The sequence below is a fragment of the Rhizobium sp. 05L429 genome (assembly GCF_056397645.1).
Genome location: NZ_JBFTNV010000026.1, coordinates 1 through 13,463 on the forward strand (window position 1 = coordinate 1; position 13,463 = coordinate 13,463).

The 13,463-nt window shown below is 60.6% G+C and carries 13 protein-coding genes; 5 read left to right on the forward strand and 8 right to left on the reverse strand.

Annotated features, from left to right (window positions below):
• Window positions 1-143 precede the first annotated feature (143 nt).
• From AC1DNW_RS24190 to AC1DNW_RS24210, 5 genes are all read right to left on the reverse strand, one after another.
• The gene (locus tag AC1DNW_RS24190) at window positions 144-842 is read right to left on the reverse strand and encodes a pentapeptide repeat-containing protein (RefSeq protein WP_113300313.1); all 699 of its coding nucleotides are present in this window, start codon (window positions 840-842) and stop codon (window positions 144-146) included.
• Between the two features lie 104 nt (window positions 843-946).
• A complete protein-coding gene (locus AC1DNW_RS24195) occupies window positions 947-1,495 on the reverse strand; it encodes a GNAT family N-acetyltransferase (protein ID WP_113311747.1) in 549 nt (182 codons plus the stop codon).
• A 44-nt stretch (window positions 1,496-1,539) separates the two neighbouring features.
• Window positions 1,540-2,208, reverse strand: a complete 669-nt coding sequence (trhA, locus tag AC1DNW_RS24200; protein WP_113300311.1) for a PAQR family membrane homeostasis protein TrhA — start codon at window positions 2,206-2,208, stop codon at window positions 1,540-1,542.
• Between the two features lie 120 nt (window positions 2,209-2,328).
• Window positions 2,329-2,649 (reverse strand): TraR/DksA family transcriptional regulator, encoded by a 321-nt coding sequence (locus AC1DNW_RS24205; RefSeq protein ID WP_477854598.1) that lies wholly within the window; start codon window positions 2,647-2,649, stop codon window positions 2,329-2,331.
• Between the two features lie 11 nt (window positions 2,650-2,660).
• Window positions 2,661-3,071: a universal stress protein gene (locus AC1DNW_RS24210; protein ID WP_113311745.1), complete on the reverse strand. Its 411-nt coding sequence runs from the start codon at window positions 3,069-3,071 to the stop codon at window positions 2,661-2,663.
• Window positions 3,072-3,269: 198 nt separating this feature from the next.
• Here AC1DNW_RS24210 and AC1DNW_RS24215 point away from each other — a divergent pair, with 198 nt between their 5' ends.
• Both AC1DNW_RS24215 and AC1DNW_RS24220 read left to right on the forward strand, forming a co-directional pair.
• Window positions 3,270-4,226 carry a VOC family protein gene (locus AC1DNW_RS24215; RefSeq protein ID WP_477854599.1) on the forward strand — a complete coding sequence of 319 codons (957 nt, stop codon included), beginning with the start codon at window positions 3,270-3,272 and terminating at the stop codon, window positions 4,224-4,226.
• Between the two features lie 261 nt (window positions 4,227-4,487).
• Window positions 4,488-7,304 carry a phospholipase D-like domain-containing protein gene (locus AC1DNW_RS24220; protein WP_113311744.1) on the forward strand — a complete coding sequence of 939 codons (2,817 nt, stop codon included), beginning with the start codon at window positions 4,488-4,490 and terminating at the stop codon, window positions 7,302-7,304.
• Between the two features lie 118 nt (window positions 7,305-7,422).
• On the opposite strand, the gene AC1DNW_RS24225 is transcribed toward AC1DNW_RS24220, so the two are convergent.
• Window positions 7,423-8,496 (reverse strand): aldo/keto reductase, encoded by a 1,074-nt coding sequence (locus tag AC1DNW_RS24225; RefSeq protein ID WP_113311743.1) that lies wholly within the window; start codon window positions 8,494-8,496, stop codon window positions 7,423-7,425.
• A gap of 95 nt (window positions 8,497-8,591) precedes the next feature.
• On the opposite strand from AC1DNW_RS24225, the gene AC1DNW_RS24230 reads away from it, so the two are divergent.
• The 3 genes from AC1DNW_RS24230 (at window position 8,592) to AC1DNW_RS24240 (ending at window position 12,061) form a co-directional block, all read left to right on the forward strand.
• On the forward strand, window positions 8,592-9,491 hold the full coding sequence (locus tag AC1DNW_RS24230; RefSeq protein ID WP_113311742.1) for a LysR family transcriptional regulator: 900 nt from the start codon (window positions 8,592-8,594) through the stop codon (window positions 9,489-9,491).
• An 82-nt stretch (window positions 9,492-9,573) separates the two neighbouring features.
• On the forward strand, window positions 9,574-10,746 hold the full coding sequence (locus tag AC1DNW_RS24235; protein WP_113300305.1) for an AI-2E family transporter: 1,173 nt from the start codon (window positions 9,574-9,576) through the stop codon (window positions 10,744-10,746).
• Window positions 10,747-10,768: 22 nt separating this feature from the next.
• On the forward strand, window positions 10,769-12,061 hold the full coding sequence (locus AC1DNW_RS24240) for an NAD(P)/FAD-dependent oxidoreductase (RefSeq protein ID WP_477854600.1): 1,293 nt from the start codon (window positions 10,769-10,771) through the stop codon (window positions 12,059-12,061).
• A gap of 9 nt (window positions 12,062-12,070) precedes the next feature.
• On the opposite strand, the gene AC1DNW_RS24245 is transcribed toward AC1DNW_RS24240, so the two are convergent.
• Both AC1DNW_RS24245 and AC1DNW_RS24250 read right to left on the reverse strand, forming a co-directional pair.
• Window positions 12,071-12,853 carry a polysaccharide deacetylase family protein gene (locus AC1DNW_RS24245; protein WP_113311740.1) on the reverse strand — a complete coding sequence of 261 codons (783 nt, stop codon included), beginning with the start codon at window positions 12,851-12,853 and terminating at the stop codon, window positions 12,071-12,073.
• Window positions 12,854-13,050: 197 nt separating this feature from the next.
• A complete protein-coding gene (locus AC1DNW_RS24250) occupies window positions 13,051-13,443 on the reverse strand; it encodes a DUF930 domain-containing protein (protein WP_113300302.1) in 393 nt (130 codons plus the stop codon).
• Window positions 13,444-13,463 lie beyond the last annotated feature (20 nt).

The window sequence follows — 13,463 nt, forward strand, 5'->3', positions numbered from 1 at the left end:
TTGGTTCGTCGGAAGCAGAGGAGCGATCACCGCCCACTGTCGGTCATCAAGCCAGAATTCTCCTGCCATGATTCAAACTCCCATTATTACCGAAGTGAATCATACAGAGATAATTTAATCAATAGTTTGATTGGGTTTTAACCCTAGTCTTGCTCCTGCGGGCAAGGCCAGGTCGAAGGGACAGAGAGCCCCGAAGGCAGTTTGGTGGAGGAATCGCCGCAGGCGAGGTCGATCTGCGCCTGTTGCAGGCCGGTAGCGGCGGAAAGATCCAGCCCCTCGATGCGGGTCAGAAACATGAAGGCTCGGTCGAAACTGATCGGACCTTCAAAGCTTGCGCTCGTCAGATCGGCGCGGGAGAGGTTAGCGAGTGCGAAGCTGACGCCTGTCAGCACCGCCTGGTCGAAATTGGCCCGACCCAGCTCGGCCTTCTCGAAGTTGGCCTTCGTCAGCTGCGCCCCGGTGAAATCGGCCCGCTGCAACTCCGCACCGGCAAAGCTTGCACCATCGGCGATGGCCCTGGCAAACGTCGATCGATAGGCTTCGATTTTTCCGAAGTTCGCGCCCTGCGCGGTAGCGCCTTCAAGCGAGGCGCGCACAAGGGTCGCCTTTTCGGCATTGGCGGATTTGAGATTGGCGCCGCCGAGATCGGTCAGCGAGAAATCCGTGCCGGCCAGATTGGCGCCCTGGAGGTCGCTGCCCTGCAGCATCAGGTTTTTCTTGTTGCACTCCTGCCAGTCGAGCTCGGGCGAAGCCGTGCTGCCGCAACTGGCCGCCATAACGGGCAGCGAATAGGCGGTTATGGCCAAGAAAGCCGAAAGACCGAGCACCGAGCGTCCAAACATCAACCTCTCCTCCGCGAGTCGCGCTACCAGAGATTTCTACAAGGCGCAGACTACGATAAAAATATGGTTAGTCCTTGCCGGCAATCAATCTCTCGAAGTTCCCGTCAGGTCTTCGGCACGCGCAGCTCCATGCAGGTCAGATCGAGCCAGCGGCCGAACTTGATGCCGACTTCGGAAAATGTGCCGGCAATGCGGAAGCCGAGTTTCTCGTGCAGTTTGATGGAGGCGGCATTTTCTGCCTCGATGCCGGCGATCATGACGTGGATATTTCCGGCGCCCGCCCGCGCGATCAATTCGCGCATCAGCTTTTCGCCAATGCCCGCACCGCGGCAGTCTTTATCGACATAGACGGAATGCTCGACCGTGTGACGGTAGCCGTCAAAGGCGCGCCAGTCGCCGTAAGAGGCGTAGCCGGCGACCTCGCCGTTCATTTCGGCGACGATGACCGGAAAGCCCCTGCCCTTGCGAGCCTTGAACCATTCCAGCCGGTTGTCGAGATCGACGAGCGTTTCGTTCCAGATCGCCGTCGTGTGCTCGACAGCGTGATTGTAGATATCACGGATAGCAGCAAGATCGACTTCGGCGGCGTCCCGGATGAGAACGGTATCGGTCATATGGCAGGTCCGGTTCGGAATGGTCTTCTGCCGGGGCATACGCCGGGCGCGGGCCGATGTAAACGCCAGATATCAGCAAGAGATCAGAAGGCGGGAACCGAGAGGCTGAAGCAGGTCAGCACGGCCGAATAATGCACTGCAGCCGCGGCCACAACGAAGCCATGCCAGATGGCATTCTGGAAGCGCAGCCTCTCCCAGACGTGGAAGATGACCCCCAGCGAATAGATGATGCCGCCGATGATGATCAGCAGCATGGAAGCATAGGGAATGCGCGAGGCGACGGGTTCGGCAACCAGCACGCCGCTCCAGCCCATAGCGAGATAAAGCAGGATCGCCAGCCTGTCGTATTTGCCCGGAAAGACACATTTGACGAAAATGCCGAAGGCAGCGATCGCCCAGATGACGATCAGCATGCCCAGGAGCAGCGGATCGTCGGCGCCGCGCTCCAGAAAGGGCGTATAGGTGGCGGCGATCAGGATGAATATCGCCGAGTGGTCAAGCCGGCGCAGATACCATTTGGTGCGCGAAACCGGCCAGATGTTATAAGAAAAGGAAATGCCCAGCGTCAGCACCAGCCCGACACCGTAAACCCAGGCGGCAGCGAGCGCACCGGCGGGGCTCCAGAGGGTGGCGTAGAAGATCAGCACGGTCACGCCGATCAGGGCAAAGAACAAACCGACGCCGTGGACGATGCCGTCGGCGATCAGCTCATATCTGTCGTAAGCCCAGCGAATGCCGTTGATTTCGGCCATGCACGCACCCTTACTCATAGCGATGCGATGGTCGCATTGAATGCGTAAAGGCGCAACCTGACGCCCGGTGGCGTCAGGTTAAATCTTTGTGACGAGCCATGCTCGTTTTTGATGACGCGCTTACTTGCCTGCCGCACAATCCTCGCAGAGCGGCGTCTGCGGCAGCACTGCAAGGCGGGCCTCGGATATCTCGGCGCCGCAACGGGCGCAGGTGCCATAGGTGCCCTTGGCGATGCGTTCGAGAGCGGCGTCAATGGCGCGCAACTCGTCCTCACCGGCCTGGCCGAGCCCTTCCAGTACCTCGTCATTCTCGTTCTCGATGGCGCKGTCTTCGTCATCGGCCGCCTTGGTGCGGCCGAGGTCCGTATCGATCTTGCGCAGGCGCGCAGTCAGCTCGTGCCAGCGGTCGCGCAGGATCTTTTCCTGAAGTTTCGTGTCCATGGTTTCACGTCCTACCGATCCACCAGTACCGAGCACTTGGCGTGGCGCACCACGCGGTCGGCGGTGGCGCCGATGAAGTAGTTATAGATATCGGGGATATGCGAGGCGATCATGATGAGGTCGGCGCCGTGGCTGTCCGCCGCGGCAAGAATGCCGTTGGCTGGCGGGCCGTTGCGGACTTCGACGGCGGCCGGAATGCCGGTCTTGGCGACGAGGCCATCCAGCCGGTCGCGGCCTTCCCTCATGGCATCTTCGACGATGTTTCCCGGCAGCTCGATGGCGACATAGGTCGGAATATCCTCGACGACATTGAGGAGGATGATCTCGCCGCCATTGTCGAGCAGCTTTGCCGCGTTGCGGAAAATCTTCTCGCCCTTATCGATGCTGCCGATTTCAATCGGAACGATGATCTTCTTGTACATGCGATCCTCCTCGAGGTGTTGCTCTTCGTGGTCAACTTCCTACTCGGATAGATAAAGCGCATTGACTGATATCAAGTGGGGGCCAAGCGATCGTCAACGTTTGCAGAACGCTTCATCGTCAAAAACTGGCCTTCTGTGAACAATGCAAATAGATCATATAGGCATCAAGTACAGCAGCCGAGGGGAGCTTACAGGCAAATGGACCGGCGAAAATTCCTCGCGCTCGCTACGGGCGGCACATTTGCCGCCACCGCCGGTACGCCTTTCAATTCCAGGGCAGGAGATCATTCCGTGACGTCATCAGAAACTTCCTATGCGCTGACGCGCCCTGCCTATATCGACCAGTCGCATCTGGTCGTGAAAGACCTGGCCGCGGTTTCCGGTTTCTATCAGAAGATGCTTGGCCTTTCGGTGCTCGAAAAGACCGCAAGCGGCGAAGTCCTTGGCGTCGCCGGCCTGCCGTTGCTGACGCTGACGACGGACAGCAATGCGCGCGAGGCGCCCCGCAATGCCGCCGGCCTCTTCCACACCGCTTTCCTGATGCCAAGCCGCACCGAACTTGCCCGCTGGCTGCGCCATGCCGCGCACAACAACGTCACGCTGGAAGGCGCGTCCGACCATCTGGTCAGCGAGGCGATCTACCTTTCCGATCCGGAGGGCAACGGCATCGAAATCTATGCAGACCGGCCGCATGAGAGCTGGAAGTTCCATCCGGACGGCATGGTGGAAATGGCAACGCTGCGGCTCGACCTGCAGGCGCTCTACAACAGCGCGCCCGACGATACCTGGACCGGCATGGCTGACGGCACCGCGATCGGTCACATCCATCTGCAGGTCGGCGACATTCCGCAGGCGGATGCCTTCTATCGCGACGTGCTTGGCCTGAAGGTAATGGCGCGTTATCCGAGCGCGAGCTTCTTTGCGAGCGGCGGCTATCACCACCATCTCGCAGCCAATATCTGGAACAGCCGCGGCGCCGGCACGCGCGCCGACCACATGACCGGCCTTTCCGACTACAAGATCCGTTTCAACGACAAGGAAACGCTCGACAAGGCCGTTGCCAAGCTCGACGAACTGGAGATCAGGAGCGAGAAGCGCGACGGCGGCGTCTTCCTGAGAGATCCATGGGGCATCGGGCTGACGCTCTCGGCCTGAAGGAATAACTTTTAAGGCACTTGGAGAGGACCGTTTTGGTATTTTGCCGAAACGGTCCTTTTGTTTTGAGGTAATTTCCAAAACAGTCCCGGCATATTTGCCGATATTTGCTTTCAGGACGACCGCAAGCGCAGGGCTCGACGCCATCATCCCGCTGTAATAATCTGGACGTATCGTTCCAGTTTACAACCATCAATAGATTTCGCAGCCAATCCCCATCGTACACCGACGAGACGTCCGCCATCGGACGGAGGAGGCAGAATGACAGTGGAGGACTCTCAGCGCGTCCGGCAGGTAGCGGAGCAGGTTGCAGCCGCCAGCCCGCCGGATGTTCGGGCAGATATCAACGCGCTGATGAGCAGCGCGCAAAAGCCTGGCTGGCTCGATGAAGCCGGCCGCGCCATGAACGTCCGTTACGGCGGCGTACGCGCATTGATGAACCGAGATCAGCCAGTCGAAGAAGGGGTCGATATCGGCCCACCTCCAGTCGGCGACTTGGAGACGATCGTCTTTGCCGTGGGTACGCCGGTTTTCCTTGTCAGGAACAATGCCGTCGACATCGACAGCGCCCGAGAGGAAGCGAAGGCCTGGCGCCGCATCCTCACGGACAACGCTGCGAACGTGGACCGGGCGATGGTTTCGATCGGCCGTGTCGACGTCACCAATGCCGACCGCGACTATGCCGGCACGGCATGGGTGATCGATGACGGTCTTGTCGTCACCAACCGCCATGTGGCCAACCTTTTTGCGGAAGCAAGCGGCACCGGTTTCAAGTTCAAGATCGGCTTCGACGCGCGCCGCGAAATCGGCGTCAACATCGACTTCCTGGAAGAATACGGTAACGCCGCCAGCGACGAAGTGAAGATCGAACGCGTCGTCTGGGTGGCGCCCGAAAACGGACCCGATATTGCCTTCCTAAAGCTGGAGCAGAAATCCTCGCCGGTCGGCCGTCTGAAGCTCGACCTTGCCTCCGAGGTGCCGGTGCGCAACCTGCCGGTTGCCGCAATCGGCTATCCCGCCAGCGATTCCCGCTTCTCCGATCAGAGGCTTGCCGAAAAGATTTTTGGCGGCGTATTCACCAAGAAGCGGCTTGCAGTCGGCAACCTGCTGGCCGCCGACGAGAACCGTGTCACCCATTCCTGCTCCACCCTCGGCGGCAATTCCGGCTCTCCGTTGCTCGACATCGGCACCGGCAGGGTGATGGGGCTTCACTACAGCGGAACCGAATTCATCGAGAATGACGCAGTGCCGGCGGCCGTTCTGCGGCGCTGCCTGCAGCGTGCCCAAGGATTGCTCCAACCGCCACCGAAAGAGGAAATTGCCGTGATCAATAGCGATGGAAGTGGAAGCGGCAGCGGCGGCAAAGTGACATTCACGGTGCCGCTGAAGATTACCGTCGAACTGGACACTGCGGCGTTGCAATCCTCGCTCGCAGGCGGACCGGCGAACGCGCCGTCGGGGCCGTCCATCGTCATGAGCACGACCGGTTCCGGCCCCAACCCGCCGTCCCCCTCGCCGATTCCGATGCCGACCAAGGAGCAGGTATTTACAGCGGTCCGCAGCGCAAGATCTCAGCTTGCCAATCGTGATGACGTTGTAGCCATCAAGCCGGGCTATCGCTTCGAGAATGGCGAGATCACCGATCAGCGCGCCGTTGTGATCGCGGTCAATCGCAAGCTCGAGCTGGGCGCCCTGGAAGCGCGCGGCCGCACGAAACTACCTGATTATATTGACGGCGTGCGCACTGACATCACCGTTGCCTCGGCGCAGGATCTCTTCGGCATTGACATGGACGAGGCTGCGCAGCCGAGCTGGCATACGAATTACAAGCCGCGTCCCGATCTGCCGCTGACCCGGCGCCCGGTCAATGGCAAATTCGTCATCCATACCGGACCCGATGCGAGCTGGCCGCAGCTTGGCCCATTCCTGTCGAAGACCCGGAAGTCGCTGGTCGTTGCCATGTACGATTTCGGTGCGACGAATGTCGCCAATGGCGTGCTGGATGCTGTCAAGGGCCAGGCAGAAACCATCTCCATGGTACTGCAGATGGGCGGCAAGGTGCATGACGGTGATCTGACGGATGCCGAAGCGGTCGGGCAGATCCGCGATGCGAAGGGCAACAAGTTCGATTTCGCGCCGGCGAGCGTCGGCAGGAACGGCATCTTCGATTCCGCCTATCATATCAAGGTCGCCGTGCGCGACCACAATGCCATGTGGCTTTCGAGCGGCAACTGGCAGAGCTCCAACCAGCCCAACGTGGCACCTTTGACAAACAAGGATGACGCGGCATCGGCACTGCGGCTCTACAATCGCGAATGGCATGCCATCCTTGAAGATGCCGTGCTCAGCAAACTCTATGAGGATCATATTCTGCGCGATCTGGAAGAGGCCAAGACGGTGACCGAGGCCGGCATCGTGTCGGAACAACTGGTCTTCCTGCCCGCTAACCTCGCCACCGACACGCTCGAAGCGCCTCAAAAGCCGCGCTATTTCCAGCCGCTGACCGGCGAGCGGACGATCGACGTGCAGCCGATCCTGACGCCTGACAACTATATCGACGTGGTATTGCCGTTCATTCAATCGGCCAAGAGCCGGATCTACTTCCAGAACCAGAGCTTCAACACCAAGACGGTGGGCGACAACTATCGCCGGCTGCTGGATGCGCTGCTCGAAAAGCAGAAAGGCGGGCTCGACGTGCGCATCATCTTTCGCAGCTTCGGCTCCGAGGACCGCGACGTCATCACCAACGCCAAGGATTACGGCTTCGATACCAGTAAGATCCGCAAGCAGAAGAACTGCCATACCAAGGGGATCATCATCGACAGCGAAGCCGTTTTGATGGGCAGCCACAACTGGACGACAGCCGGCACCGGCTTCAACCGGGATGCGAGCCTGATCTTCTATGATGCCGAGATCGCCAAGTTTTACGAGGAAATCTTCCTCTACGACTGGAACCGTATCGGCCCGGCGAAAATAGATGAAAATCTGCCGCCGCCGGTCCTTGCACCATCAGGAGGGGAGACGGCGCCGCCGTCAGGCTACATTGCCGTCCCGCTTTCGATCGCGCTTGGGCGGTAACTTCGGAGCGGCACGAACGGCGATCGGAACGCGCAGGGGCTGCGCTTTCGAAGCAAAACATCCAGACGACAAATGGCGCCGTATCCGGCGCCATTTTATCATTTGCATGCCTCAGACTTTAGTGACGGGGCTCGATGGTCACCTCGCCGAACATGACGCCGCGCGTCAGTGGTTTGGCGAGGAAATCATGCGGGAAGCCGAGAACGATGGCGCTTGCTTCGGCCAGCCGGGTGCGGTGATCATCCGACAGGACAACATCGAGCGCACCGAGATTGTCTTCGAGCTGGGCCATCGTCTTCACGCCCATGATCGGCGAAGTCACGGCCGGGTTGGTGAGCGTCCAGGCGATCGCCACCTGCGCGGGCGTCTTGCCGATCTCGGCAGCGATTTCCTTCACGACCTCGGCGATGCCGAGGCTGCGCTCGGTCAGCGAACCGTTGCCGGCAGCGACATTCTTGCGGGTGCCGACGGCACTTGCGGTGCCACCGCCGATCTCGAGGTCGGCACGACTATATTTGCCGGTGAGGACACCCATGCCGAGCGGCGACCAGGGGATGACGCCGAGGCCGAGTTCAGCGGCCATAGGGATCAGTTCGCGCTCCACCGTACGTTCGATCAGGCTGTATTCGATCTGCAGAGCCACCAGCGGCGCCCAACCGCGAAGGTCGGCCAGCGTCTGCATGCGCGCGACCTGCCAGGCCGGCGTATCGGAAATGCCGGCATAAACGATCTTGCCGGCGGTGACGAGATCGTCCAGCCCGCGCATCACTTCTTCCACCGAGGTCGTGAAGTCCCAGGCATGCAGATAGAAGAGGTCGATGTAATCGGTGTTCAGCCGCTTCAGGCTGTCTTCCACCGAACGGACCATGCTGCGGCGGTGATTGCCGCCGGAGTTCGGATCCCTGGGGCGCGAGGTGATCGTGTATTTGGTGGCAATCACCAGTTCGTCGCGGCGGCCTTCGGCAAAGCGGCCGACGAGGGTTTCGGAGGTGCCGCCGGTATATTGGTTGGCGGTGTCGATGAAATTGCCGCCGCGATCGACATAGGCGTCGAACATGCGGCGCGCCTCCTCTTCATCCGCGCCCCAGCCCCAGTCGGTTCCGAAGGTCATGGCGCCGAGCGACAGAGGTGAGACGCGCAGGCCGGAACGGCCGAGGAGACGATAGCGGTCAAGGCACAATGTATCAGTCATGGATGATCTCCTGTGTTGCAGACAGAAGATGCGCCTTGCCGATACTGGTAACAATGCTACATTATCGGCATGGCTTCTTTAGAAAATAGAGMATAATGCGCGGCAGCGACTATGCGGAACTCAGGGCTTTTGCCGCTGTGGCCGAGCACGGTAATTTTGCCCGTGCGGCTGCCCGACTTGGCATATCAGCGTCGGCGCTCAGCCAGACGATCCGCACGCTCGAGGAGCGGATGGGTATCCGGCTGCTCAACCGCACGACCCGGAGTGTGGCACCGAGCGAGGCGGGCCGGCGGCTATTAACCCGGCTGTTGCCGGCGCTCGCCGATCTCGACCAGGCGGTGGCAGATATTTCGACGCTACGCGATACGCCGGCCGGGTTGTTGCGCATCAATGCGCCGCGCGTTGCGATCGTACACAGGCTGGCACCGCTGATTGCCCCCTTCCACGCCGCCTATCCCGATATCGTCATCGACATCATCGTGGATGACAAGCTCTCCGATATCGTTGCCGACCGTTTCGATGCCGGTATTCGGCTGGGCGAGATGGTGGAAAAGGACATGGTGAGCGTAAAACTCGGCGGCGAGATGCGGCTCGTCGTCGTCGCTTCACCTGACTATGTCGCCCGCCAYGGCATGCCGGCAACGCCGCGTGACCTGCGCGACCACTCTTGCGTCGCTTCCCGCTGGCCGACGGATGGCAGCCTCTATCATTGGGAATTCGAGCGCGGCGATGAAAAGCTCGAAGTGGCCGTCTCGGGGCCACTCAGCACCACAGACAACGACCTGATGCTGCGGGCCATGCTCGATGGCATCGGCATCGGCTATCTCTTCGACTATCACGTGGCGGAACATATCACCGCCGGCCGGCTGGTGAGCATGCTCGACGACTGGACACCGCCCTTCTCCGGCTTCCATCTCTATTATCCGAGCCGGCGCCAGATGCCGCCGCCGCTGCGCGCCTTCGTGGATTTCATCGGCCGGCAGCGGGTTGCCTAAAGGCCTTGATCCCCCGGCGGAACCGGCAGCAACCCTTGCGCGTTGATTGCCGAAGCAATGGGGCTTCTGGGACTTATCGCACATGGGTATCGCCAACGGAATCCGGAAACAGGCAAACAAGATCCGCCTCGGCGAACGCCATACCAGCGCATGGGCACGAACGCTGCAGGAAGCTACAGAGGAGCTCCCACCGCCGCCGGTACCGGTTCGACGCGTCGAGAAGGACGGGCTCGATGTCAGCATGGCCTGGGCCATCATCGGCATCTTCGGCATCCTTGGGCTTGCCGCCGTCTACATGATGTCGCTGATCCTGATCCCGATCACGCTCGCCGTGGTCGTCGGCATGATCCTCGGCATGGCGGCAGAAAAGCTTTCAAAGCTGGGTGTGCCGCGGCTGGCCAACGCAGCGATTCTTTCTTTCTCCGTCGCGCTCGTCATCGTTCTGGTGGTCAATTCGCTTGCCGGCCCCCTGTCGACGATCGCCAATGAAGCGCCTGATTTCATCGAGAGCACCACTCAACGCATCATGCCCTATCTGGAGCGGATCGAATGGCTGCACATCACGCCCGCAACCTTCCAGAGCGGGCCGATGTCCATCGATGCGCTCCTGGAAAATACCGGCAATGTGCTTCATGTAGTGACGACGAACCTGACGCCGGCGCTCGTGCAGGGACTGATCTTCTTCGCAGCGCTTCTGCTCTTCCTCGCGAGCCGCGCGAACCTGCGCAAGACGATCATCATGACTTTCCGCAGCCGCTCCCAGAGGCTTGCCGCCATCCGAGTCATCAATGCGGTGGAACAGGCACTCGGCTTTTATTTCGCCACTGCCTCGCTGATCTATGTGGCGCTCGGCGTCGTCATGACTGTCATCGCCTATGCCGGCGGATTGTCCATGCCCGTGCTGTGGGGCTTCTTTGCCTTTCTTTCGAGCTTCATTCCTTATCTCGGCATCACGATGATGACCTTTGCCGTGGCCATCGCCGGGATCATGTCCCATGACGGCATCATCATCGGCCTCATTCCGGCGGCTGCCTTCTTCACCGTGCACCTCGTCATGGAGAACCTGATCTTTCCCGCCGTCATGGGCCGGCGGCTGGAAATCAATCCGTTCGTCGTCTTCCTCGCGATCATTTTCTGGACATGGATGTGGGGCGCCGTCGGCGCGATGCTGGCTCTGCCGCTCTCCCTAATCGTCATGACCATCATCGAGGAACTCGTGATCGAGGAAAAACCGCAGCCACAACTGCCGAAGTAATCGATAGCGACGGGATATGCCGATGCCATCCGATCTCGATCTCAACGAAGTCAACCACGACGACCTCGTGGGCGGCAGCTCGCTCTGGGGCAGGAATGGCAAGCGCCCGACCTGTTATCCGCTGAAACAGAGCTTCAAGACGGACATCGCAATCATTGGCGGTGGCATCACCGGCGCGCTTGTGGCGGAACATCTGACGGCGCGCGGTTTCTCCGTCGTCGTCATCGACCGCGAGCAGCCGGGGTTCGGCAGCACGGCAGCAAGCACAGCGATGCTGCAATGGGAGATCGACCGCACACTCGGCGAGCTGGAAATCCTCTATGGTTTCGAGCGGGCCGCCGCCATCTACCGCCGCAGCGCCGCTTCCGTCGCGGGGCTTGCCAAGCTGGTCGGCGCCCACGGCATCGTCTGCGGTTTCCGGCCGCGCAACACGCTCTATCTCGCCAATAATCATGAAGGCGCGCGCGAATTGCTGGACGAGTGGCAATTGCGCCGGCGGGCGGGGTTGCCGGGGCACTATCTCGAGCATCCCGATCTCTTCACCCAATATGAGTTCGATCGGGATGCGGCGATCCTTTCGCCCGGCTCCGCCGAGGCCGATCCCTTGCTTCTTACCTGGGCTCTGCTGCAGATCTCGATTTCACGCGGTGCGCGGCTGATCAATGCCTCGGTGAGCGCGCTTAACAGCGAAGGCAGGCATGTGACCGCGGTGACAGATGGCCCCTATGTGATCKAGGCGGGGCATGTGGTGCTGGCGACCGGCTATTCCATGCCCGGCCTCGACATGCCGAAGCTGCACCGCACGAGTTCCAGCTGGGCGCTCGCCACCGTGCCGCAGAAACCTGACGACCTCTGGCGCGACGGAACGCTGCTCTGGGAAGACAGCCATCCTTATCTCTACCTGCGCACCACCGATGATAACCGCATCATCGCCGGCGGCGAGGATGACGACACAATCGATCCCGGAGAGCGCGACCGCAAGTTACCCGCGAAGACCATGGCGATCCGGGAGAAACTGAAGCGCCTGTGGCCGAAAGCCGATATGCGGGTGGAGCATGCCTGGTGCGGCACCTTCGGGGAGACGGCGGACGGCCTGCCGCTGATCGGCCCGGTGCCTGGCATGGCAGGTATCTATGCCGCCTATGGCTATGGCGGAAACGGTATCACCTTCTCCTACCTCGCAGCACAGATGATCGGCGCGACGCTKGCCGGAACGCAACGCGAATGGTTCGAGGATTTCGCGCTCGATCGGGATGCGCCGGCTATGCGGAGTTTTGTGGCGAATTCGGTGCGTGCTGGGGAAGAGCTGAGGTAAGCCCCGCCCCTACTCAGTCGTTTTGTCGTCACCGGTATCGGCAACATCCTGCAGGCGGACGAACTCCGTGCCCTTGGCCTTGAGATCGACGAGCGCCTTGGCGACRCCTTCACCGGCTGCGTGGGTCGGCTGGTTGATGTGGGAAATGACGACGTCGCCGTCCTTTGCCGAGGAAATGCGCTTTTCCGTTACCGCAGCACCAAGCAGCGAGCCCCCGTCGCCATTCACGGAATAGCCAGCGATGCGATAACCCATGGCGCGGATCTGGCCGATGGCCGAGAGATCGTATTTGGCGGTCGAACCACGAAACCAGCGCGGTGCGGGAATGCCCGAAGCGACCATGGCAGCAGCACCGCCCTCCACCTCCTGCCTGACGGCCTCGGGCGAACCGGCAGATGCGATGCCATAGACCAGCACCGGCTTGTCGATCGCCGGAATGTGCTTCTCGCCGTGATTTTCCAGTTCGAAGAGATCGGGATTCTGCAGGAAGGCGGCAACCGCCTTCGGATTGCGCTTCAGCCAGCGCGCGGTCACGAAAATCGTCGCGGGAATGCGCTCATTGACGAGCGTGGACAGAATGCGCTCATCGGCCTCACCCATGCAGGCATCGAAGGTGAGCGCGACGCGGGCATGGCCTGATATGTTGGAACGGGCGATGTGCAGATGCGGCTCCACCAGCTTCGGACCTGCTGCTCCGGGCGGATGCTGCGGTACGACCGGGGATGTTTCCGCAGCAAATGCCGACGAGACGGCAGCAAGCAGCAGCGCGGGTGCAAGAAGAATACGGTTCATAAAGAATCAGATGCAGTTGATGTTCTAGTCAAACTTAAAGCAAAGCTGCAGACCAAGCCATGTGGCCTGATGCCGCCTGCAGAGGAATGGAAGGTGTCTCAATCTCCCCGCATTCCTGTGCCCGACACAAGATGACAGCGCCGGACCTTTGGGCGAGAGAGACACAAATCCCATCAGGAAACACGGGAGAGTGACGCTCAATCGTAGAGGTAATATTTCGTCCACTTATCCTTCGGCACCTTGTCACCGATCTTGTACTTCAGGTCACGCACATTGATGTGCTGCGGGCCGGTGATGCAGGTATAGGCAAGGTGGTACCAGTCGCCCTTGCTGCGGAAGACGGCGCCGGGAGCTTCCAGCCGGTCGTCGCTCGGAATCGGATCCTTGAAAGTGTAGGCAATCACCTTGTCCGGCCGGAAACCGGTGCCGTCCTTGTTGATGCGGCTCATGGCTTCGGTGTCGCAACTCTGTTCGAGGCGGGTGGCGGGATCGAGCTTTTCGAGCTGCTTCTTGATGGCAGGATCAACCGCAAAGGCGGAGGAAGCCGCAAGGCCGATGAGCGACATAAGCAGAACCAGACGTTTCGGCATTGCGGGGAAACCTTTACTGT